Source organism: Achromobacter sp. Marseille-Q0513 (assembly GCF_018195695.1).
In the GTDB taxonomy this organism is placed as follows: domain Bacteria; phylum Pseudomonadota; class Gammaproteobacteria; order Burkholderiales; family Burkholderiaceae_B; genus Achromobacter.
In genome coordinates, this window is record NZ_JAGTJY010000130.1 from 1 (window position 1) to 17495 (window position 17495).

A 17495-nucleotide genomic window follows, 5' to 3' on the forward strand; every position below is an offset into this window, starting at 1 on the left:
CGCCCTGGAAGATCTGGTTCAGGATGGCGGCCGAGGTTTCCAGCGTGCCGTCCCAGTGGTTGGCGCCGATCTTGGCCCGCAGCAGCAGCCGGTAGGTGTCGTCGTCCAGCACGGTCAGGCCGTTGTCCGGATCGAAGGGCCCCTGCCAGACGCCCTGGTCCATGCCCAGCCCGTCGATGTCCAGCGCGAAGTACACGCCGGAGATCGGCGTGGCGACGCGGCGCCCCAAGCCGATCCAGCGGCCCACGGCGTCCAGCTGCGCGCCGACGGCCAGGTCCAGGTCGAAGGCGTCCGGCATGCCCGCGTACAGGTCGCGCACGGCAGCCGCCGCGCCGCAGACCGCCGCCACGGTGGCGCCGAACCTGGGCCGCGGGCGGTGATAGGCCGACAGCAGCCCGAGATATTCGTCAGCATTGGCCATGTCGCTCACCCGCTCACCGTGATCTTGATCGCGTCGGGCGTGGCCGCCGCCGCCTCGTTGAAGGCCAGGGCCACGTCGGGCGCGCCGTTGCCGGACGACCGGCTCAGCGCCAGGCCGGTGATCTTGAAGGTGCCGCTGCCCGGCACGCCGTTGGCGGCAGAGATCGCATCGGCCCATTCCACGGATGCGCTGGCGCCGCCGCCGATGGCCACGCCATTGATGTAGTCCGCCACCGCCCGCTGCACCGCCTGGCCGGTGGCCGTGGTGTAGCCGGCCAGCGCGCGCATCTGGATCTCGGCGGACACCGGCACGCGAACGGGCCGGAAGAAGCGGATCGGATGCGCGATGCCGTAGATGTCCGTGACCACCACGCTGGTCGAGCCATGCGTGCCGGTGCCGGGCGTCTTCTTGGCGGCGATGGCGCTGGCGATCCGCCCGGCGTCGCCGCCGTCCACCACCAGCGCGATGCTGTGCGGCGGCAGGCCGTTGGCGTCCGCGACGGCCTTGTCGTTCTCGTAGGCGACATGGCGCAGCACGCCCGGCACGGACGCCACCGCGCCGACAGTGCCTTCCAGCACGGTGCGCGACGGCAGCGCCACCGACACGGCCTGCCGGACCCGCAGCGCCGCGTCGCTTTCGACGGGCGCGCCGGGCGTGGCGGCGGCCGGGTTGGTCACGGACTGCCAGCCCAGCGTGGGCGTGCCGATGCGCGTGATGGCGCCCGGCGCGGCGGCCACGGCGCCGACCTTGCGGCACAGCGCGGTGACCGTGATCTCGCCGGCCGGCGGGATGGTGACGCTGGCGGGCAGCTCCCACTGCACGCGATCGCCGTCCAGCGCCACCCCGCCGGCGATGGTGGTGCCGCCCTGCCCCACGATGCGCAGATCGACCGACGAGCGCGTGGCCACGCCGCGCGCCAGGCCGTTGATCTTGACGTTGCTGGACAGCGCGGCACCCGAGGCCGTGGCCGGCGAGAAAGCGTTGTAGACCTGAACGGCCGCGGTGTTGGCGTCGTGGATCGCCATCGCGAACACGGCCAGCAGCTGGCCGTCCTGGCTATCGGCCTCCAGGTAGGTGTCCGCGCCGTAGATGTTGCGGTACTGGTCCTTGAAGTACTGCAGCACTTCGCCGTAGCTCGGCGCGCGTATGCCCGCGGCGTCGATCACCGGAGCGGTAGAAAGTATCGTCATAGAGCCGCCTGCACGATGGCCAAGCCATAAAGGGTTGTAAGGGTTGCCGTGACGCTCAGGCCGCGGCTTTGCGGATCGAGGCGGCTGGCGTAGTCGCTGATGCCGGTCACGCCGGGCGTGCCCAGCATGCGCTGGCGGATGGCCCAGTCGTAGCTGGCGCGGGGCTGCTTGCCCAGCACCTCGCCCTGCCAGGGCATGCCCTCGGTCGAGTCCAGGAACCACTCGCCGCGCAATAGCATCAGCCGCGTCTGGACGGCCTGCGCCACGGTGTCCGGGGAGTCGCGGAAAAAGTCGGCCTGCCGCGAGCCGAACGAGTAGTCCCCGTCGGCGTCGAGTTTTCGGTAACGCATAGGTGTCCTCAGTTGGGCGGCGTGGTGGCCGCGTTGGCGCCTTGCGCGGTATGGGTATGGGTATCGTCGACCCGCTTGCCGTTGGCGAGGATCTGGCCGATCACGTTGAGCGCGCCGGTGATGCGTGCGGCGCTGCCCTGGCCGCCGCTGCCGACCAGGCCGGCCACGTAGCTGAGCAGCCCCTTGACCAGCACCTGATCGGAGAACTCGGACATCGGCGCCACGACCTCGAAACCGCCCGGCGCCACGATCTTCACCTTCTGGCTGGCAGGATCCAGCCGCAGAAAGGTCGAGCCGTCGTCGCTGCGCAGCTCGGTGGCGCCGGTGTTGACCGACGGCAGCACGCGCGGCTGCGAGCGCACCCCCACGAAAACGAAGCCGTCGGACAGGTCGTGCATACGCATTTCCGCCTGGTCCTGCACGCCGCCCGACTGCCACCAGGCGTCGATGCAGCGCGAGGCGAACACCACCAGGCATTCGTCGCCAGGCTGGACCGGAAAGGTCAGCGTGCAATTGCCGCCCGACGGAAAGTAGACGGGGCAATCGAGCAACAGCGGCAGCGGCACGTGCTGCTGGCCGCCCGAGGGCGCCGTGACGCGCGCGCGGATCGCGGGCTGCGCCGAACACGTCATCGCCACCGGATCGAAGTCCACGATCACGGCCGGCATGGCGGTCCAGGTCTCGGCCAGCGCGCCGCGCATGCCGGCGCGCAAGCTGGCTTCCGGATCATTCAAGCTTTCAAGTCGGTTCATGAGTCATCCTGCTTGGGTCATCTGAAACGCGCGCCGCCTACTTGACGACGTTGGCCGCCTTGCCATCGCCGCCGCCGGGGCCGGCCTGCCCGAGATCGCCCGGGTACAACGTCGCGTCGGTGGCCACGCACAGCACATCCGTGTACCAATCGCCGCCGCGCGTGTTGCCGCGATGCTCGACCACCATCACGTAGTAGTAGCCATCGCTGCTGATCTTGCGCTGCTCGCTGCGGTCGACTTCCGCCTCGGCCTTCTTGCCGCCGTCGCGCTTGGCGTTGGACTTGGCCTGGAAGCCGTATTCGGCGATGCGGCTGTTGTCCAGGTGGATCAGCCCGCCGACGCGGATGCTGGGGTTGAGCAGCATGCGCAGCTTGATGCCGTTCTCGGCCTGCTCGGGCATGCCGACCAGGCCGGTCTCGTGCGAGATGACCGGCACCGAACCGGGCATGTAGGCGGTCTCGGGCACGACGTTGACCTTGCCGTCCTGGATGCTCCACAGCGCGTTGGCGCTGCCGCAGACATCATTCATGTAGCTGCGCGCCATGCCGGACATCACCGTGCCGCGGATCGAGGCCTTGCCGTCCAGCTCGGGCGCGTAGCCCTGCTTGACCCCATAGGGGTTCATGGCCGAGCACAGCAGCCGCAGCTTGTCGGCCTTGGTCGCGCCCTTGGGCAGGGTGGTGTTCACCACGGCGAAGTTGTAGGCCTGGTCGCCATCGGCGGCGGTCAGGTTCAGCACGGTGTCGACGCCGCCGGACTTGCCCCATTTGGCGCGCACCAGGTTGCCGTGGAAGATCACGCCGTAGTTGCCTTCGTAGCCGGCCTGCAGCACCACGCGGGTGAACTCCTTCTGCACCATGCTGGCGGTTTCGGCGCTGGCGTTCATCACCTTGATGGTCGCGGCGTTGGGCGAGCTGGCGTCGTTGCGCTTGATCTCGAAGCTGAAGCTCAGCTCGGACAGGTCCAGCGCCTCTTCGCCGCCCACGATCAGCGAGACCTTGCGGCCCCACTGGCGCACGCCCGCCTCGTCCGCCACCGGGTCGCCGTAGGTCGTGACGGGTTCCATCATCGGTATGTCGGCCATGTCAGTCCGCCGTCCAGTAAAGATGGGAGCCGCGTCCCAGGTCGTTGAAGGTGGGCGCGTCGTCGGGCGATTCCGCGCCCTTGACCCGCAGCCCGCCGGCGAAACCCAGATGACGATGCTGCGCCAGCAGGTCCAGCCCGGTCACCAGCGGCACGCCCGACACCAGCGGCTTGCCCAGGTCGTCGGCCACGTCGAGGATCCAGCCGTCGCGGTATTGCAGCGTCAGCCGGTAGTCGTCCCCGCCCAGCGAGATGGCGAACACCTGCGGTATCGGCGACAGGGGGATTTCGAAGTAGTTCATGGTCGTCTCCTAGGTCGAGGCCCGCGGGCCGTCGAATGGCGCGGCCACGGGCTTGGGCGACTTCGTGCCCAGGTTCTGCTTGTCGGCCGTCTTTTCCTTCTGCTGCTGGTGCGCATAGGGCGGCAGCGAGGTGACGCGGGTCTGCGCCACGATCACCTCGCGCAGCTTGACGGTCACGAACAGCGCGCCCGAGCTGGCCAGGTTGTGCTCGACGCCCAGGCTCTCGATGAGCATGTTCACGTAGCGCCGGCGGCTGGTGACCACCTCGATCGGCTCGCGCGCTTCCTGCAGGCTCAGCAGCTGCGAATAGATCGCGGTCGCGTAATCGTCGGCGGCCGCCTTGCCGTTGGCCACGTCCATCGCCTTGGCGCCCAGCAGCGCCTCGTAGGAGGCGTTGCTCCAGCCGCACTTCAGCGTCACGGTCAGTGGCTGCTTGTAGGCGTGGTCGCTGATCATCGAGTTGCCATAGGGGCCGGACTCGACCGGATGGCTGGTGATGGACAGCGTGTCGTCGTAGGACTCGCTGGTGGTCGCCTGGATGAGGATGTCGCCGATGCGCTTGGACGACAGGCCGACCATGTCGGCCCCTTGGAAGTCGAGCTCGTTCACTCCATTGCTCCTCGCGTATTGCGGGCCAGGTCGCTGTTGACCCGGTTCTGCTCGTTGGCGACGGCGCTGCCGACAGCCAGCGGATCGGATACGCCATGCACGTTGATGGTGGTGTTGGCGTTCACGGTTGCCGAGGTGACGCCGGGTTGCGCCGGCGGCATTGCCGGCAGGCCCAACAGGCCGGTGCCGGAAAAGCCCGGCGCATAGCCTTGCCACGGTTCGATGCTGGTCGGGTTCAACATGCGGCTCAGTCGGTCGGCCGTCGGCGACGACGGGTAGGGCGAGGCGCGCGCAGGTTCCGGCCCGTCAGGCTGGACGTAGTACTCGTAGTACTGCATCACGCTGCCATCGAGGCTGTCGTGCTTGGGATCAGCCGAACCGTCCAGGGGCAGGCCATTGGCCCGCCGGTAATGGAGCTTCTTCAACTCCAGTTGATCGTCTCCCAACTCGCTTGGCATCAGCATCAGCGCCGCGCCGCCGCCGACACGGGCGCCAACCCGCGCGGCCTGGCCAGACAATTCCCCCAGCGATGCCGAAGCGCGTCCGAACCACGACGTGACCCTGGACCACAGTGACTCGGCGGTCCGCGCCACCGCTCTGCCGACGGCGCTCAGGCCGTTGGCCACGAAGCTGCCCGCCTGCGTCGCCAACGTGCCCAGCCGGGCCCAGGCATTGGCGGCCATCCGGCCGATGCCCGCCGCCATCGCCCTGCCCGACGACAGCAGGAAGTTGCCCATGCGGGCGAATGCCGAACGCATGGCGGTTCCCGCCCGCTCCATCATCGGACCCACGGCATCTTTCAACCGCGTCCACTGCTTCCCCAGGAACTCGGTCAAACCCGTCGCCTTCGACAAGGACGACAGCAGGCTGAACAGCCCCCCGATCACGCCGCCGCCGCCGAGCAGCAACAGACCGCTCAGCGCCAGCGTCAGCTGCGAGGAAAACCCACCCGTCGCCTCGTCCAGCCAAAGGAACATGGACATCAGCGGTCCCAGTCCTGACAGGATGGAGATGAAGAAATTGCCGACTTCGCCCAGGCGCGTGCCCAGCAGCGTGCCGTTTTCCTTCAGCCAGGTGGCGACGTTCTGCAGGAAGGGCTCGAGCTTGTCGGCCATGGTCAGGAAGGCCTGCGCGAAGACGCTATCCAGCTGACGCCCCACCTCGCGCACGGAAGTCATGACGCGATGAGCGCGTTCGCCGGCGGCGTCGACCCTGCTGCCTTCCAGGCCGGCATACGCGCTATCGGCCTGTGCCGGGAACGCGGGGTTGCGCAACGCCTCGATCACGGAGGCGTCGAGGTTGAGCTGCTTGCCCAGTTCGTTCGCCTGCTTGCCGTCGAGTTTCTGCAGCACATTGCTCAGCGCTCGCGCCAGATCGGCGGTACTGCGTTGATTGCCTTCGTCGTCATGCGTGCTGATGCCTTGCTTGCGCAGGGCAGCCGCAGCCTCGGGATCGTCGCGCACGGAGCGATAGAGCGCCTGCACGCCATTGCGCATGGCTTCGGCCGACAGGCCGAATTCCTGGCCGGCCGCCTCCAGCGCGCGCAGCTCCCGGCCCGACGTGCCCGCCAGCCGCGCCGCCATGAACGCGTTTTCAAAGCGCTCGATACGGCTCTCGGCGAAGCTGACCACGGTATGGGCCCGGTCCACGAACGTCTGCAGCGCCTGCATCAGCTTCTCGGACCGGGACGGCTTGCCCTTGTCGTTGAGCTGGCCCAGCTGCGACATCAGCTGATCCAACTGCCCCTTGTCTATCTTGAAGGTCGCGGTTCCGCCCGCATCCACGGGCACGGAAATACTAGTCATTTTTCTCTGCCATGTAGCGGCGGTGCGCTTCCGCCTTGTTGTCTGCCCGGACCGACAAGGCGTCGTTCAGGAGCGCGATGTCGGCCAGGTCCAGCGTGCCGTCCTTGAGGGACTCGTACTTGCAGAGTCCCTCGAGGACCGGCGCCAGCAGCCAGTCCTCGCCGCCAGGCAGGCGCTTCAGCCAGCCTGTGTCGCCTCGGGGCTGCCGGTCTGGCTGGTAAGCAGCCCTTGAATAAAAGGCCCGAGGTTCTCGGTGATCACGCGCAGCGCCAGCGGCAGCATGACGGCCAGGTCGATGTCCTGGAACATCGGCACGCGCTGGCTGGCCGACCAGACGTTGGCCCAGCCGTGTTCCTGCTTGCGCTGCACCGCCTGCATGCAGGTGTCGAGCACGTACTCGGCGTCCTCGTCCTTCATCGCGGCCAGGCCATCGGCCAGGGGTTGGAGCACATCGGCCATGCCGCCCGGATCCTCGCTGATCCGCTTGCCGCCCGCCGCGAGGCGGACGAACACGGGGATCAGCGTGGGAACGATCGGGGCGATGCGGCGCGACATGTGGAACTGCTGCTTGGCGCTCAGTTTTCCGATGGAATACCGGTGGCCGTTCAGGTCGATTTCCAATGCCATGGCGCCGTGCTCAGTAAATGCCGAGGATCGTGTCGATCTTGGCCGCGTCGAAGGTCCACTTCACCGTGTCGCCATCCTTCTTGTAGGACAGGTCCGGCTTCTTGCTGAACGCGCACGAGCGGCAGGTGGTCACGTCGCCCGTCGACGGGTTGGTGACCGTGATCAGGTTCTTGCCCCACAGGCGGCTGTCCAGCGACTGGGCGTCGTACAGGGCCTGCAGCTGCGCGTTGACCGGCGAGGTCTTCAGGTAGGTCAGCGTCACGGTGCCGCTCTTGTCGGCGCGCAGGGTGTGCATGACTTCGCCGTCGGCGCCAACGGTCATGGCGCTTTTCTCGGCCTTGGCGGCGATGGCGATGCCCTCGTCGGCCACGCCCGAGCCATACCCCAGCGAGATTGCGCCGCCGGGACCGACGAGGCTGGCGCTGATATCAGCGAACGAATAGGTAGACATCTGCTGTGCTCCTGTTTAGCGATTGACCGTGACGAGGACGTCGACGGTGTGGATGGCGCCGGCTTCCTTGGCGGCGACCTGGAACGGAACGGCCTTGCGCGCCTCGCGGTCGGCTTGCGACTGCGTGGCGATGGCCGGGGCGTACACGTAGTAGCCCTTGGACAGCGGATCACCCTGCTTCAGCGCGCCGAAGCCCGCCGAGTTCCACACGCCCGGCGCCAGGTAGCCGTTGTTGACCGCGGCTTCGCAGGCAGCCTCGATCACCGAGGCGATCAGCTGGTTGCCGGCGTCGGTCTGGGGCACCTTGGTGGGGCTGGTGTAGAGCAGGTTGTAGACGTCGGTCTGGACGCGATTGCGGAACCAGATCGCGTTGTAGACCGAGTCGATGAAGATGCCGCTGGGCGTCACGCCGTACTGGATGATGGCCGTGTCGTTGTCGTAATTGACGAACACGTTGCAGCGCTTGGCCGCCAGCGTGTCGGCCTGGCTGCTGCTCAGGGTCTCGGCGACGATGCCGGGCTCCTGCTTGTACATCAGCGTGATGGTGGTGTTGTTGGCGTTGAAGTTCACCGTCAGCATGCGGCCCAGCAGCGAGGCCACCGCATAGGGGCTGGCGCTGGAGAACTGCACGATCGAGTACTTGTACTTCAGCGCCTTCAGGCGGCTGGCGATGTCGTCGGCGTTGGTCGGGTCCAGCACCTGCGGCGCCTGGGTCGACACGCCGTACAGATGGCGCTGGTCGGCTTCGATCAGCTCGGCCACGGTCAGGTGCTGCGCGTCGGTCAGGCTGTCGGCGAAGGTCAGGCCCAGGAACTTGTTGGCGAAACGATCCAGGAACAGCGAGACGGCCGCCGCGGGCGTTTCGGCGACGATGCCGGCCACGGGCGCGGAGGCCTTGGCGGCGCTCAGGCCCAGCATGTCCGACACGTCGGTGCCGGTGGCGGGCGCCGAGGCGTAGCCCAGCGTCGAGCTGGCGCCGGACGTGGTGGACGTGACGACGAACTGCGAGCCGTTCCACTGCACCGTGGTGCCGGCCAGCGCAGCGCCGATGATGGACGCGACGCCGTTCAGGTTGGTCGCCGTGGAGAAGTCCAGGCCCGTGGCCGCCTTCTCGACGCCGTCGACGCTCAGCTTGAAGCCGCCGGTCTTGACCGCGGTCCAGACCGACATCTGCTTTTCAGCGGCCGACAGCACGGCGCCGCGCAGGGTGGCCGAGGTCGCGGCTTTGGCCCAGCGGCCGATGTAGAGCTGCGACGGCTGCGGCGTCTGCTGGAAGTACAGCAGCGCGGCGCGGTATTCCGGCGCCGTGATGCCGAAGTCCGCCGCGACGGCGTCGATGCCGCCATAGGAGCGCATGCGCTCGCCCGTGTCGATGACGGCGGACGAGCCCAGCAGCAGGGCGGTGTTGAGGTTGGCGCCCTGCGCCGCCAGCGGCGACATGTTGATCGTGACGTTGATCAGGCGCGATACCGGCAATCCATTAGCCATGGTGGTAGATCCCTTAATCTGCAAGGTGGTTGACGAAATCCGTCGACGACACTGACGCGGCATGCGTCGTGACTGGCGCCGACAGAAGATTCAGGACCGGATAGACGCGCTTCACTCTGCGCGCGAAGCGCAGGCTGATGTCGTACTGCCGAATCCACTGCTGATTCACTTGCTCGTGCTTGGCCTGGATGGGCCCCGCGCCGGTCACCGCCATGTCCTGCGCCTGCAGGGCTTCGCGGTTCTGCGGCACGGCCGAGCCGTCGCGCAGCTGCGCCGCGTGACGCAGCGCGCGCGGGCCGATCATCGAGCACAGCACTTCGATGCTCTCGTGCCGAACAAGGGAATCAGTCCCCTCCCCGGCCGGATCGTGGGTCACGGCAGGAGCGGCGTCCGCGGCCTGGGACCGGATGTCCATGAGGCACCAGGTCTGGTCGGGCGCGGGCGGTTCCGCGCCGGCCGCCGGCCAGCGCGTACGAACCAGGTTGCTGGGCAGGCCGGACACGCCGGCGATATAGCCCTGGAACACGGCCTCCAGCTCGGCGTCTTCCAGGGGCGGAGACACCAGCAGAGGCGACAGGTAGCCGCCGGTGGCGGAGTTATTCGCCATGCGCGGCTCCCGTCAGAAGACCGCTGGTGGCGGCCAGGCCAAGGCGGCGATACGCCCGCGGCGCGGCCTGTGCATGCAGCTGCTGCGGCATGATTCACTCCTGTAGCGTGACGGGCGGGACGCGCCCGGAAAGATTGGGCCGGCCCGAAGGCCGGTGGCGGGAATCCAGTTGCCTGGAGGCGGAAGGCCGGCTTTGCTGCGCGAAGAGCGCGGTGCCGCGTTGCATGTGCGTGCGGCCTGTGTGCGGCGGATTCCGGCTGTCGCCCACCGGGCTGCCGCCTCAAGCCGCCTGCTCGCGTGCCGGGGGGAGACGGGACCCGGGGCGAGCAGGAATTGGCGAGGCGGCAGGCCGCTGGACGGCGCCAAGCAAAACGCCCCGGCATTCCCTATGCGGGAATATCCGGGGCGTAAAAAAACCCGCTTGCGCGGGCGGGTGTTCGGTTCGTCGGGCCGCTTGCGCAAGACGCAATGGCCCGGACGTATTGTCGCATCATTCGTCGCATCGGCAACGCCGTGTGTGTCGCACTCGATGCGGTGATGCCGGCGGTTCCCACCATCGTGCCTGGCGCCGTTCGCGGCGATCAGATTGGAGCGGGAATCACGCCTGTTGAGCAAAGCGCGTGCCGGGCGCATCAAACAAAAAGCCCGCGTTGGCGGGCTTTGGTTTCAGGCTTGCGGGCCGCTCGCGCAAGACGCAATGGCCCGGAGGAATTGTCGCATGATCAGTCGCAGGCGCAAGCTTCCTCGTGTCGCACCTCGCCCCAGGCATAGGTCAGCGAGTTGCGCGCGTACTCGATACGCTGCACCTGGCCGCAATCCTGCAGCGCCTCGAGCACGCGCAGGATGGCCTGGCGCATGGCGTCGCGCTCGCGGCGCGCAAGCTCGCGGCCACCGGAGGCGTCGCGCACCAGTTCGGCCATGCGCCACTCGCGACCGGGAAAGGCCGACATCAGATCCAGCACTTCCTTCGCGTACTTCATTGGAAGGCCCTCCGCACCTGGTCCTTCATGTGGCCAAGCGCGATCTTGTAGTAGACCGGGCTGATGTCCAGCCTGTCGCAGGCGCGGGTGATGCGCTCGCCCGCGGTCATGCCGGCGTATTCATGGCGGCGCGGATACTCCGCCTGCAGCACGCGCTGCTCGACATGCGCCAGCGCGTCGTACAGCTTCTGCACCTTGCGCGCGTGGTCCATGTGCACGGGGATCGGCGCCGGCTCGTCGTCCGGGCCGGCCGGCGCGCGGTAGGCCCGTTCAGCCGAGATGCACTTGACGTTGGGATCGGGCTGCGGCCAGTCGCCCAGCCAGCACCAGCGCGACCAGTTCCACAGCTCGTCTTCGACCCAACGGGGATAACCCATATTGCGTTCCTTTTCCATGTTGCGTTCCTTCTTCATCTTGTTGTCCTTGCCGGTTTCCTGCCTGCGCCCCTGCTTGCGCCCCGCGGGCCGCGCCTACGCGGCCTGCCTGCGGTAGCTGGGCCAGTCGAAGATCAGCATGCGCCCGCCGCCTTCGCGCAGCCGGTCGACCACGCGCTCGCCCAGGTAGTCGGTGAGCGCGTCCTTGGCCAGGTTGCTGATCACGATGGTGGGCTTGAGCTGCTCGTAGCGGCCGTTGATGATTTCGAACAGGATCATCTTCTCGGTCTCGCTGCCGAACTGGACGCCCACTTCGTCCAGGATCAGCAGGTCGGGCCGGATGAAGCCGGCCACCACCTGGGCCTCGGACTGGCCGCTGTCGCGGCGGTAGGTGTCCTTGACCCGGCGGATGGCGTTGATCACCGAGGTGAAGACCGCGATGCGGCCCTGCTCCATGAGGCGATGCGCGATGCCCACGGCCAGGTGGGTCTTGCCCGCGCCGACGCCGCCGCAGAACACCAGGCTGGCGCCGGACTTCGCGGCCTCGGCGCCGAAGCCGTCGGCGTAACGGCGGGCCAGTTCCAGCGCGCGCCGCGGGCCCTCGGCATGCGGCGCGAAGTTGTCGAGCCGCTTGTCGGCGAAGCGCGCGGGAATGGCCGCGCGGCCGAGCAGGCTGTCGGCCACCTGGCGCCGGTGCGCCGACGTGGCCGCGGCGGCCTTGCCCGCGTCTTCGCGGGCGATGCGTTCGCCGTTGCAGCGCGGGCAGCCCGCCCAGCCCGCCGGCATCTTCAGGTCCAGGAAATCGCCGTGGCGCTCGCAGGTCCTGGGTTCGGTGGGAAAACTAAAACGAGCCATCGGCCGCCACCCCGGCGCGGTAGTCCTGCTGTTCGAAGCGTGCATGCGCGTTCACCCTCGTGGTTGAAGCCTGGGCCTGGCGGCGTTCGAGGGACCGGTTCAGCCAGCCCACCACGAACGCGCCGATGCCGCGGCGTGTCTTGCGGTTCTGCGGTTTCGCGTCGAGCCAGGCGCGCATGCGCAAGAGCTCGGCGTCCACATCCAGTTCACGGTAGGCGGCTCTCCACTCGGCGGCCTGGGACTCGGTCACGGCGTACTCGGAGCCGTCTTTCAGCGCGAGCGCGATGACGGGAGGCGGAGCGGCCGGTCCGGCATGGGCAGGGCCCGCCGCCGGAATGTTGTCTGGGTTGTCTGTTGGAAGGTTGTCTGTTGTTTGTCCGAATCCGGGACGATCGATCTGTCCGGCAACAGGACGGCCTGGCGCGATCGATTCGGACAAGGGTCCGTCTTGCGGACCCGTGCCGGTCCCGGACATGCCCGCGCGCCTGGCCGGCTGGCGCCACTGCGCCGGATCCCGGTTCAGGCCGACCACGCAGCCGTAGCGACCGGGCCGCTTGCGGATGACGTTCAGGGCCGCCAGTTCGTTCAGCGCCGTGGTGACGTGCTGGCGCGACATCGCGCCGCACAGCGAGGCCAGCTGGGATGCGGACAAGTCATCCTCCTGTTTGCCGTAGCCTTCGGTCTTGCGCAGTACCGCCAGCAGCACGCGCAGGGTCGTCAGCTTGAAAGGGAACGCGGTGATGGCGTCGTACAGCGAGTTCGGGATGCGGATATGGCCGGCCCGTTGCGGCTGGGACGCGGCCGCCGGATGAGGGTTCAGGGGAATCACATACCTCCTTGGTAGCGAATCGGACGCGTGGACCCGCGCCTGGGTAGCGCCGCCCCGCGCGGCGCTCGGCGCCGCTGACTGCGGTCGCCGCGAATAGCTCATTTGTAGAATCAATGGTAGCGACTCGCTACCGAAATTTCAATAGCGATTCGCTACTGTACTTTTGGGTAGCGTGTTGCTACCATCGCTACCACCATGGATATCCGCTCGATACGACTGAACAACCTCAAGTACGCGGTCCTGGAGGCCGGGGGCGTCGACCGCCTGGCCGAACGGGCCGGCGTCAGCCGCAAGTACCTGGACCAGATCCTCCAGGGCTTCCAGGGCAAGCGCGACAAGAACCCGCGCCGCGTCGGCGACGCCCTGGCCGGCAAGATCTCGCTGGGGCTGGGCCTGCACGACAGCTGGATGGACCAGCCCCACCCCGACCTCTGGCGCGCGCTGGGGGCCGACGAGCTGGCGGGCGAGCCCGCAGAAGTCCCGGCCGGGCGGCTGCTGTCCTTCAGCCATTCGCGGCTGGGCGGACTGATCCGTGACAACGTCCTGATTTCCCAATTCGATACCGGAGGCGCGATGGGCAATGGTCTGGAGCTGCGCGATCAGCCCGGCGTGATCCAGAGCTGGAACGTCAGCCCGGAATGGCTGCAAAAGAATGTCCGGGGCTTCTCGTCCCCGAAGAACCTGTGCATCGTCACGGGTTTCGGCGACTCGATGCGCCCCATGTTCAATCCCGGCGATCCCCTGATCGTGGACCGGGGCGTGCAGGCGGTCGAGTACGATGCGATCTATTTCTTCCGCGTGGGCAGCGAAGGCTTCATCAAGCGGCTGCAGCGCATACCCACCGCAACCGGCCTGGTGGTCCGGGCCAAATCCGAGAACACCAAGTACGACGCCTGGGACATCACCGAAGGCATGGATTTCGAGGTCTTCGGCCGCGTGCTGAAGGTCTGGCGCAGCGAGGATTTCTGACCCGATGACACAAACGACGAAGCGACTGGACGCGGCCGACCGGACCGTGCTGTTCTATGGCCTGCTGGCCGCGCTGCTGGGCCTGGGCCTGCATTTTGTCGCCATACACCGCTACCGGCCCTGGGATCAGCCCTTCACCATGGTGTTCCTGCTGCAGCTCGCCTGGCTCGCGCCGCTGGCCGGCGCGTTGCTGTCGGGCATGCGCAGCGGCGCGCGCTGGCTGATCGCGCTTGCCGCCTATGTGCTGGTCCTGCCCCTGCTGGCCGCCTACGGACTCGGCTGGGACGCCAAAAGCATGCTGGCTGTGGTCTCGGACAGCCAGCGTCCCATGCTGATCACCTTCCTGATCGGCGCGGCCGGCTTCGTGCTGCTGCCGCTGGTCCAGGAACTCGATCCGCGCCAGCCTCAATGGAATTACCCCGCGGTGTTCCGCGCCGCGTGGCGCAACACCGTGCACCTGGCGCTGGCCATCTGCCTGTCGATCAGCGTGTTCGTGCTGCTGTGGATCGCCGGCATGATGTTCCGCATGATCGGCATCGATGCCGTGATCGAGCTGATCAGCAAGGCGCGCTTCCATATCGCCGCCTGGCCCATCGTGCTGGCCATCAGCCTGGTCGGCGTGCGCCGCCGCCCCCAGATCGCCGACACGCTGCGGCGTTCATGGCTGACGCTGAACGCCTGGCTGCTGCCGCTGGTGGCGCTGGTGGGGCTGGCGTTCACCATCGCGCTGGCGGCGCGCATGGCGCTCGGCTTCGAGGCCGTCAAGCTGTCGGCCGGCGCGCTCATCGCCTTCTGCGCGCTGTGGATCAAGCTGATCAACGCAGCCTGGCAGGACAGCCCCGGGGCCGCGCCGTTCGGCCAGGGCCTGTCCAGGACGCTGCGCCTGGCCATGCTCTGCCTGCTGCCGCTGGCGGCCGTGGCGCTGTACGGCCTGGGCCTGCGAGTCGGGCAGTACGGCTGGACCATTCCCCGCGTCTGGGCGCTGTATTGCGGCGGCCTGCTGGCGCTGTACGCGCTGGGCTACGCCTGGGCCGCGCTGCGGCCCTCGGGCTTCTACGACGCGCTGGCAACGACCAACATGGTGGCCGCCTTCGCCACGCTGGTCCTGCTGGCGCTGGTGCAGACGCCCGTGGCCGACCCGCGCCGCATCGCCGCGCAAAGCCAGCTGCAGGGCCTGCTCGACGGCCGCCTGGAACCGCGCGAGTACCGCTACAGCAGCATGCGCAACGACCACGGCCGCTGGGGGCGCGACGCCCTGCGCCAGCTGGCCGACGGCGCCGCCAGCAAGCGCGATCCGCGCATCGCGCAAGCGGCGGCGAGCGCGCTGACGGGCAAGTATTACTCCTGGGACGAACCCAAGACCGACCTGATCGCCGCGTCGCCCACCTTTGGCACCGTGCCCGCCGGACGGCAGGCGCCGGACGGCTGGTGGAAGTTCCTCGTGCAGCAGAATCCCTACGTGGCGCAGACTTGCGCGACGGCGAGCACAACGCCGCCCGCGACCGCCAAGCAATACGAGCGAGACGCGCCGTGCCTGCTGCTCTTCGTGGACCTGTCCGGCAGCGGCCAGGAAGATCTGGTCCTGTTCACGCGCGTCTACACGGCCGACAACAAGTACGCCACCCAAGGTTCACCGCATGCGTACCGCCGCAAGGCGGACGGTGGCTGGCTGCACCTGGGCAGGCTGGAAACGCCGCAGGGCGCAAAGCGGGCCAGCGGCACCGAAACGCAATGGGCGCTGGACGACGGCCAGATCCGCACCGAAGCCCCCAAGGAGCGCGACCTGATCCTGGGCGACTTCCGCCTGCAGTTGCACTAGACGGCGCAACAGGGCGCCGCCTCGCCCCGGCCGCGATGGCTTGCCGGTGCAGGCATCGCAGGCGGCCGCCCTGCCCTGGTCCGAAATACGCCTACGCGTCTTCCAGATCCGGCGTGCCGGGGAACTGGCTGCTCAGCAGCGCCAGCGCGCCCTTCTCGGCCAGCGCGGCGTTCGGGTACACGTTCCTGGTGTCTTCCAGCGGTGGAAAGCCCAGCACCCGCACCCGGACGTGATAGCCCTCGGGGGTTTCGGCGAACTCGATGTCGAAATTACGCTCTTCGATCCAGCCGGACCGTTGCGGTTTCCATTCCATGGCGATGCGCTCCCTGTCGATGCAGCCGGCCATCGCGGCCACGGCCGGCCCCGTTCCGTGGCGAAGACGGAACAAGGCCAGCCCGGCCCGGCTCGAAGACGCTATTCCTGCTTGGTGGGCGCCTCTGCCGGCCGCGCCGCCGGCTCTTCCGGCGCGGGCGCAAACAGGTCCCAGCACGCCATGAACAAGGCGGCGATCAAGGGACCGATGACGAAACCGTTCAGGCCGAACAAGGCCATGCCGCCCAGCGTGGAGATCAGCACGGCGTAGTCCGGCATCTTGGTGTCCTTGCCGACCAGGATCGGGCGCAGGATGTTGTCCACCATGCCGATGACCAGCACGCCGAACAGGATCAGCACCACGCCCTTGACCGTCGCGCCGGTCAAGAGGAAATAGATCGCCACCGGCGCCCAGATCAGGCCCGCGCCCACCGCCGGCAGCAGCGACAGGAAGGCCATGATCACGCCCCACAGCATGGCGCCCTGGATGCCCAGGATAGAGAACATGATCCCGCCCAGCGCGCCCTGCGACGCGGCCACGGCGATGTTGCCCTTGACGGTCGCGCGCACCACGGTGGTGAACTTGAGCAGCAGGTGATGCTTGTGGGTTTCGCTCAGCGGAATGGCGCGGCTGATGCGCGCCGACAGCCGGGGCCCGTCGCGCAGCAGGAAGAACAGCAGGTACAGCATGATGCCGAAGCTGATCACGAACTGGAAGGTGTCCTGCCCGATGCTCAGCGCCTGCGTCGCCAGGAACTGGCTGACCTGCATCGCGCCGGCGCTGAGCTTTTCCTGCAGGCTGGGGATGTCGGCCAGATCGAAGCGCGCCAGGATGTCATGCACCGATGGCGGCAGCGCCTCCATGGCCTGCTGGAAATAGGCGCCGAAATTCAGCTGCCCGGACTTGATGCTCTGGTAGAGATTGGCGCCTTCGCGCACCAGCGAGCCGCTGATGAAGGCGACCGGCATGATCACCAGCAGCAGGACCAGCAACAAGGTGATCAGCGCGGCCATGTTGCGCCGGCCGCCCAGGCGCGCGCTCAGCCGTCGCTGCAGCGGCGCGAAGATGATGGCGAGGATGGCGCCCCAGAACACCGCGCCGTAGAACGGCCACAACAGCCAGGCGAACGCGAGGGTGACGCCGGCCAGCAGAAGCAGGAAGACGCGGTAGTGCAGGCTGGAGGATTGGCTCATGGTCGATCCTGGATGCGGCTGGCGCCGCGAGAAAGGCATTGTACAAAGCCGGTGTCGCAGCGCCCGCCGGCGGTCCGGTCAGGTTGGGCACGGTAGCGCTAGCGCCGGACCGCCGCAGGCGCTGCCGCCGATCCCGCCGCTGCGGCTGCCGGCGCCGGCACAGGCCTGGCTTCGGAGGCCGGCACGGGCCCGGCCACGGGAGCGGGCGCAGTTCCGGACGAGGGCACAGCACCGGACACGGGCGCAGCACCGGCCGAAGGGGCCGACGCGGACCCGGCCGCAGGCGCCGACACCGCACCCGTCGCAGGCGTCGACGCCGCCCCGGCCGAAGGCGTCGCCGCCGGATCCGTCAGGCTCGGCCCCGCCGCCCGGCGGATCTGTTCCCGAGCCCGCTCCAGATCGTCCGATTGCGCGTTCAGGCCTTGCAGGCGCAGGTTGAGCGCCTGCTGCAGCGAAGGCGTGGCCACGCGCGCCTGTC

20 protein-coding genes and 1 pseudogene are annotated in these 17495 nt (G+C 68.2%); 2 read left to right on the plus strand and 19 right to left on the minus strand.

The annotated features are described in order from the left end of the window. The 16 genes from KDH83_RS21805 to KDH83_RS21880 all read right to left on the minus strand — a co-directional run. The coding region (locus KDH83_RS21805; RefSeq protein WP_212319749.1) for a DUF2612 domain-containing protein at positions 1-421 on the minus strand (421 nt) is incomplete at its 3' end. Between the two features lie 5 nt (positions 422-426). After that, positions 427-1611, minus strand: a complete 1185-nt coding sequence (locus tag KDH83_RS21810; protein ID WP_212319751.1) for a baseplate J/gp47 family protein — start codon at positions 1609-1611, stop codon at positions 427-429. Then, entirely contained in the window at positions 1608-1961 is a 354-nt protein-coding gene (locus KDH83_RS21815; protein WP_212319753.1) for a hypothetical protein, read from the minus strand. Before KDH83_RS21815 ends, KDH83_RS21810 begins: the two co-directional genes overlap by 4 nt. An 8-nt stretch (positions 1962-1969) precedes the next feature. Next, positions 1970-2713: a Gp138 family membrane-puncturing spike protein gene (locus tag KDH83_RS21820; protein WP_212319755.1), complete on the minus strand. Its 744-nt coding sequence runs from the start codon at positions 2711-2713 to the stop codon at positions 1970-1972. 37 nt (positions 2714-2750) lie between these two features. Continuing rightward, positions 2751-3797 carry a hypothetical protein gene (locus KDH83_RS21825; RefSeq protein WP_249205271.1) on the minus strand — a complete coding sequence of 349 codons (1047 nt, stop codon included), beginning with the start codon at positions 3795-3797 and terminating at the stop codon, positions 2751-2753. A gap of 1 nt (position 3798) precedes the next feature. Then, on the minus strand, positions 3799-4098 hold the full coding sequence (locus tag KDH83_RS21830; RefSeq protein ID WP_212319757.1) for a hypothetical protein: 300 nt from the start codon (positions 4096-4098) through the stop codon (positions 3799-3801). A gap of 9 nt (positions 4099-4107) precedes the next feature. Then, the gene (locus tag KDH83_RS21835; protein ID WP_349291652.1) at positions 4108-4707 is read right to left on the minus strand and encodes a phage baseplate protein; all 600 of its coding nucleotides are present in this window, start codon (positions 4705-4707) and stop codon (positions 4108-4110) included. Then, a complete protein-coding gene (locus KDH83_RS21840; RefSeq protein WP_212319759.1) occupies positions 4704-6512 on the minus strand; it encodes a phage tail protein in 1809 nt (602 codons plus the stop codon). The genes KDH83_RS21835 and KDH83_RS21840 overlap by 4 nt, the downstream gene beginning before the upstream one ends. Before the next feature lie 177 nt (positions 6513-6689). Beyond that, a complete protein-coding gene (locus tag KDH83_RS21845; protein ID WP_212319761.1) occupies positions 6690-7139 on the minus strand; it encodes a phage tail assembly chaperone in 450 nt (149 codons plus the stop codon). A gap of 10 nt (positions 7140-7149) precedes the next feature. Next, positions 7150-7590, minus strand: coding sequence for a phage protein (locus tag KDH83_RS21850; protein ID WP_212319763.1), 441 nt, complete (start codon positions 7588-7590; stop codon positions 7150-7152). Between the two features lie 15 nt (positions 7591-7605). After that, a complete protein-coding gene (locus KDH83_RS21855; RefSeq protein ID WP_212319765.1) occupies positions 7606-9078 on the minus strand; it encodes a DUF3383 domain-containing protein in 1473 nt (490 codons plus the stop codon). Positions 9079-9091: 13 nt separating this feature from the next. Further along, the gene (locus KDH83_RS21860) at positions 9092-9685 is read right to left on the minus strand and encodes a hypothetical protein (RefSeq protein WP_212319767.1); all 594 of its coding nucleotides are present in this window, start codon (positions 9683-9685) and stop codon (positions 9092-9094) included. Positions 9686-10407: 722 nt separating this feature from the next. Continuing rightward, a complete protein-coding gene (locus tag KDH83_RS21865; RefSeq protein ID WP_212319769.1) occupies positions 10408-10665 on the minus strand; it encodes a hypothetical protein in 258 nt (85 codons plus the stop codon). After that, positions 10662-11078: a hypothetical protein gene (locus KDH83_RS21870; protein ID WP_249205272.1), complete on the minus strand. Its 417-nt coding sequence runs from the start codon at positions 11076-11078 to the stop codon at positions 10662-10664. Before KDH83_RS21870 ends, KDH83_RS21865 begins: the two co-directional genes overlap by 4 nt. A 57-nt stretch (positions 11079-11135) precedes the next feature. After that, on the minus strand, positions 11136-11894 hold the full coding sequence (locus tag KDH83_RS21875; RefSeq protein ID WP_103273519.1) for an ATP-binding protein: 759 nt from the start codon (positions 11892-11894) through the stop codon (positions 11136-11138). After that, positions 11881-12723: a replication protein gene (locus tag KDH83_RS21880; RefSeq protein ID WP_212319771.1), complete on the minus strand. Its 843-nt coding sequence runs from the start codon at positions 12721-12723 to the stop codon at positions 11881-11883. The genes KDH83_RS21875 and KDH83_RS21880 overlap by 14 nt, the downstream gene beginning before the upstream one ends. Before the next feature lie 195 nt (positions 12724-12918). On the opposite strand from KDH83_RS21880, the gene KDH83_RS21885 reads away from it, so the two are divergent. Both KDH83_RS21885 and KDH83_RS21890 read left to right on the plus strand, forming a co-directional pair. Continuing rightward, positions 12919-13692, plus strand: coding sequence for a S24 family peptidase (locus KDH83_RS21885; RefSeq protein ID WP_212319773.1), 774 nt, complete (start codon positions 12919-12921; stop codon positions 13690-13692). A gap of 4 nt (positions 13693-13696) precedes the next feature. Then, positions 13697-15511, plus strand: coding sequence for a DUF4153 domain-containing protein (locus KDH83_RS21890; protein WP_212319775.1), 1815 nt, complete (start codon positions 13697-13699; stop codon positions 15509-15511). 91 nt (positions 15512-15602) lie between these two features. Here KDH83_RS21890 and KDH83_RS21895 read toward each other — a convergent pair whose 3' ends face one another. From KDH83_RS21895 to KDH83_RS32660, 3 genes and pseudogenes are all read right to left on the minus strand, one after another. Continuing rightward, entirely contained in the window at positions 15603-15824 is a 222-nt protein-coding gene (locus KDH83_RS21895; protein WP_212319785.1) for a hypothetical protein, read from the minus strand. Between the two features lie 101 nt (positions 15825-15925). After that, positions 15926-17017, minus strand: coding sequence for an AI-2E family transporter (locus tag KDH83_RS21900; RefSeq protein ID WP_212319777.1), 1092 nt, complete (start codon positions 17015-17017; stop codon positions 15926-15928). Between the two features lie 98 nt (positions 17018-17115). Next, positions 17116-17495: pseudogene (locus KDH83_RS32660) on the minus strand (hypothetical protein); the annotation flags it as partial.

Coding starts and splice junctions, on each gene's coding strand:
- KDH83_RS21815 (WP_212319753.1), bottom strand. CDS start 1,961: ATGCGTTACCGAAAACTCGACGCCGACGGGGACTACTCGTTCGGCTCG.
- KDH83_RS21850 (WP_212319763.1), bottom strand. CDS start 7,590: ATGTCTACCTATTCGTTCGCTGATATCAGCGCCAGCCTCGTCGGTCCC.
- KDH83_RS21860 (WP_212319767.1), bottom strand. CDS start 9,685: ATGGCGAATAACTCCGCCACCGGCGGCTACCTGTCGCCTCTGCTGGTG.
- KDH83_RS21890 (WP_212319775.1), top strand. CDS start 13,697: ATGACACAAACGACGAAGCGACTGGACGCGGCCGACCGGACCGTGCTG.
- KDH83_RS21855 (WP_212319765.1), bottom strand. CDS start 9,078: ATGGCTAATGGATTGCCGGTATCGCGCCTGATCAACGTCACGATCAAC.
- KDH83_RS21885 (WP_212319773.1), top strand. CDS start 12,919: ATGGATATCCGCTCGATACGACTGAACAACCTCAAGTACGCGGTCCTG.
- KDH83_RS21895 (WP_212319785.1), bottom strand. CDS start 15,824: ATGGAATGGAAACCGCAACGGTCCGGCTGGATCGAAGAGCGTAATTTC.
- KDH83_RS21830 (WP_212319757.1), bottom strand. CDS start 4,098: ATGAACTACTTCGAAATCCCCCTGTCGCCGATACCGCAGGTGTTCGCC.
- KDH83_RS21900 (WP_212319777.1), bottom strand. CDS start 17,017: ATGAGCCAATCCTCCAGCCTGCACTACCGCGTCTTCCTGCTTCTGCTG.
- KDH83_RS21870 (WP_249205272.1), bottom strand. CDS start 11,078: ATGAAGAAGGAACGCAACATGGAAAAGGAACGCAATATGGGTTATCCC.
- KDH83_RS21825 (WP_249205271.1), bottom strand. CDS start 3,797: ATGGCCGACATACCGATGATGGAACCCGTCACGACCTACGGCGACCCG.
- KDH83_RS21875 (WP_103273519.1), bottom strand. CDS start 11,894: ATGGCTCGTTTTAGTTTTCCCACCGAACCCAGGACCTGCGAGCGCCAC.
- KDH83_RS21820 (WP_212319755.1), bottom strand. CDS start 2,713: ATGAACCGACTTGAAAGCTTGAATGATCCGGAAGCCAGCTTGCGCGCC.
- KDH83_RS21810 (WP_212319751.1), bottom strand. CDS start 1,611: ATGACGATACTTTCTACCGCTCCGGTGATCGACGCCGCGGGCATACGC.
- KDH83_RS21840 (WP_212319759.1), bottom strand. CDS start 6,512: ATGACTAGTATTTCCGTGCCCGTGGATGCGGGCGGAACCGCGACCTTC.
- KDH83_RS21845 (WP_212319761.1), bottom strand. CDS start 7,139: ATGGCATTGGAAATCGACCTGAACGGCCACCGGTATTCCATCGGAAAA.
- KDH83_RS21865 (WP_212319769.1), bottom strand. CDS start 10,665: ATGAAGTACGCGAAGGAAGTGCTGGATCTGATGTCGGCCTTTCCCGGT.